Here is a 3463-nt window from a genome sequence, read left to right as displayed (position 1 = left end):
CATATCAGCAGCCGCGCCGAGGAGCAGACCCGCACGTTCTACATCGAAATCACCCTGGACAACCCGGAGCGGCGTCGCCTGGCCGGCGGCAGCGCCGAGTTCACCATCACCCTGCCCCCGCGCCAGGTGGTCGCGCTCTCGCCTGCGCTGCTGAGCCTGGACGACGACGGCCGCCTGGCGGTCAAGCACCTGGGCGACGATGACCAGGTGGTGCAGACGCCGGTCACGCTGGTCAGCGCGACGCTCGAAAGTGCTTTCGTTGCGGGCCTGCCGGACCCGGTGGAGGTGATCACCCTGGGCGCCGGGCTGGTCGCGGTGGGCGAGACGGTCACGCCGGTGGCGGCGGGCGGCCCCTCCTCGTCGGCACCCGATACCGTGGCGACGCCCTGAATGCGCTCGTTGATCCAGGCCGCCCTCACCCATACGCGCACCACGCTGCTGCTGCTGGTCGGGCTGCTGCTCGCCGGCATCACCGCCTGGCAGGCGATTCCCAAGGAGGCCAACCCGGACGTCACCATCCCGCTGATCTACGTCTCGCTGACCCTCGAAGGCGTCAGCCCCGAGGATGGCGAGCGGCTGCTGGTGCGCCCCATGGAGCAGGAGCTTCGCGGGCTCGAGGGGCTGCGCAAGTTCACCGCCCAGTCGAGCGAAGGCCACGCTTCGGTGACGCTCGAGTTCGACCCGGGTTTCGACCCCAATACGGCGCTGTCGGACGTGCGCGAGCGGGTCGATATCGCCCGCAGCGAACTGCCCGAGGAGGCCGACGAGCCGCGGGTGATGGAGGTCAACGTCTCGGAGTTTCCGGTGCTCACCATCGGTCTTTCCGGGCAGTTGGACACTCGCGAACGCATCACCGTCGCGCGGCGCCTGAAAGAGGAGATCGAAGGCATCGCCAACGTGCTCGAGGTGGAGATCGCCGGCGAGCAGGAGGATCTGCTCGAAATCCTCGTCGATCCCCTGGTGCTGGAAAGCTACGGCATCGACTTCGATGCGCTGTTCAACCAGGTGTCGCGCAACAACCGCCTGGTGGCGGCAGGCAGCCTCGATACCGGCGCCGGGCGGCTGGCGCTCAAGGTGCCGGGCATCATCACCTCGCTCGAGGACGTGATGGCGATGCCGGTGAAGATCGACGGCGACCGGGTCGTGACCTTCGGCGACGTGGCCTTCATCCACCCCACCTTCAAGGACCCGGAAGGGTTCGCGCGCATCGACGGCGAGCCCGCCGTGGTGCTGGAGATCTCCAAGCGCGCCGGTGCCAACATCATCGAGACCATCGACGCGGTGCGCGAGCGCTTCGACGCCGCCGAGGCGCTGCTGCCGGAGGCGCTGCGCATCACCACCATCCTCGACGAGTCGGCCACCGTCGCCGACATGCTCTCGGAGCTCTTGAACAACGTGCTGACCGCCGTGGTGCTGGTGCTGATCGTGGTGGTCGCGGTGATGGGGCTGCGCATGGCGCTGCTGGTGGGGCTGACGATTCCGGGAGCGTTTCTCACCGGCATCCTGCTGGTGTGGGCCTTCGGCTTCACGCTCAACATCGTGGTGCTGTTCGCGCTGATTCTGGTCGCCGGCATGCTGGTGGATGGTGCCATCGTGGTCAGCGAGCTGGCGGACCGCTACCTGAAGGAGGGCCAGACGCCGTTCGAGGCTTGGCTCAACGCCGCCTCGCGAATGAGCTGGCCGGTCATCGCCTCCACCGCTACCACTCTTGCGGTGTTCGTGCCACTGCTGTTCTGGCCCGGCGTGGTTGGTCAGTTCATGAAATACCTGCCCGCGACGGTCATTCTCTGCCTGCTGGCGTCGCTGGCCATGGCGCTGGTGTTCCTGCCCACCCTGGGGCGGCTCTTCACCCGCCGCCAGAACGTCGAGAGCCAGGCCACACGACCCGACCAGAGCACCGCCTTCGGGCGCGGCTACCGGCGCGTGCTGGCGCGGCTGCTGCGCCGGCCGGGCTGGGTGCTGGCGCTCTCGCTGGTGCTGATCGCGATGGTCTATACCGCCTACGGGCGCTTCAACCACGGCATCGACTTCTTTCCCAGCGTGGAGCCGGACAGCGCCCAGGTGCTGGTGCGCGCCCGGGGGGATTTTTCCGTCACCGAGGCGGATGCCATTCTACAGCGGGTCGAGGCGCGCCTGAGCGGGCTTGGTGAGGTCGAGGCACTCTACGCCCGCTCCTTCGTGGCCAACGAACAGATGGGCGACGACGTGGTGGGCGTGCTGCAGTTCCAGTTCATCGACTGGTACCAGCGCCGCCCATCGCGGGTCATCCTCGCGGAGATGGCAGAGCGCACCGCGGACATTCCCGGCATCACCCTGGAGTTCCAGGAGCAGGAGCAAGGCCCCGGCGGCGGCAAGCCGATCGTGCTGGAGATCAGCGCCACCGATCCGGCCGTGGCCGATGCCGGGGTGGATCAACTGAGCGCGCTGATGCGAAAGCTCGGCGGCTTCACCGACATTCAGGACAACCGCAGCCTGCCCGGCGTCGAGTGGCAGATCAACGTCGACCGCGAGGCCGCCGCGCGCATGGGCACCGATGTCACCACCATCGGCAGTGCCGTGCAGCTTCTGACCACGGGGCTTCAGGTCGCAAGCTACCGCCCACCCACGGTGAGTGACGAAGTCGACATCCGCATTCGCCTGCCGGAGCGCTACCGAACGCTGGACCAGCTCGGCCGTCTGACCATCAACACCGAGCGCGGCCAGGTGCCGCTGTCGAACTTCGTGACCTTCGAACCCGCGCCCAAGGTGGGCACGCTCAGCCGCATCAACGGGCGGCGGGCGATCACCCTGGAAGCGGATCTTGCCCCCGGGTACCTGGCCGACGAGCGCCTGCGCGCCCTGTTCGAGGCCGGCGATGGCGCGTTGCCCGACGGGCTGATGGTCAACGTGGCCGGCGAGCAGGAAGACCAGCAGGAGTCGATGCAGTTCCTGGTCACCGCCTTTCTGGTCGCCATCGGCCTGATGGCCTTGATCCTGGTCACCCAGTTCAACAGCTACTACCAGGCGGTGCTGGTGCTCTCGGCCATCGTCTTCTCCACCGCCGGGGTGCTGATCGGGCTGCTGGTCACCGGCCAGGCCTTCGGCATCGTGATGGTCGGCATGGGGGTGATCGCCCTCGCCGGCATCGTGGTCAACAACAACATCGTCTTGATCGACACCTACAACGAGCTGCGCCAGGAGGGCATGGCGCCCGGCGAGGCCGCCCTGGAAGCAGGCTGCCTGCGCCTGCGCCCGGTGCTTTTGACCGCCATCACCACGGTGCTGGGCCTGATGCCGATGGTGCTCGGCATCAACGTCAACCTGTTCGCCCCGGCGCTCGGTTTCAACGCGCCCTCCGCCCAATGGTGGACGCAGATGTCCAGCGCCATCGCAGGCGGGCTCACCTTCGCCACCGCCCTCACCCTGCTATTGACCCCCTGCATGCTGGTCATCGGGGGCAAGATCCGCTTCCAGGGTGATCGCC

1 protein-coding gene and 1 pseudogene are annotated in these 3463 nt (G+C 67.7%); both read left to right on the top strand.

From position 1 onward, the window contains the following. Positions 1 to 390 (top strand): annotated as a pseudogene (locus BIS11_RS13250) (efflux RND transporter periplasmic adaptor subunit); the annotation flags it as partial. Beyond that, the coding region (locus BIS11_RS13245) for an efflux RND transporter permease subunit (RefSeq protein ID WP_253586238.1) at positions 391 to 3463 on the top strand (3073 nt) is incomplete at its 3' end. It abuts the pseudogene before it with no gap.

It is taken from the genome of Halomonas sp. 707D4 (genome assembly GCF_024158685.1).
In the GTDB taxonomy this organism is placed as follows: Bacteria; Pseudomonadota; Gammaproteobacteria; order Pseudomonadales; family Halomonadaceae; genus Vreelandella.
Note: the sequence above shows the minus strand (reverse complement) of the source record. Positions and strands in the feature narration are given on the sequence as shown.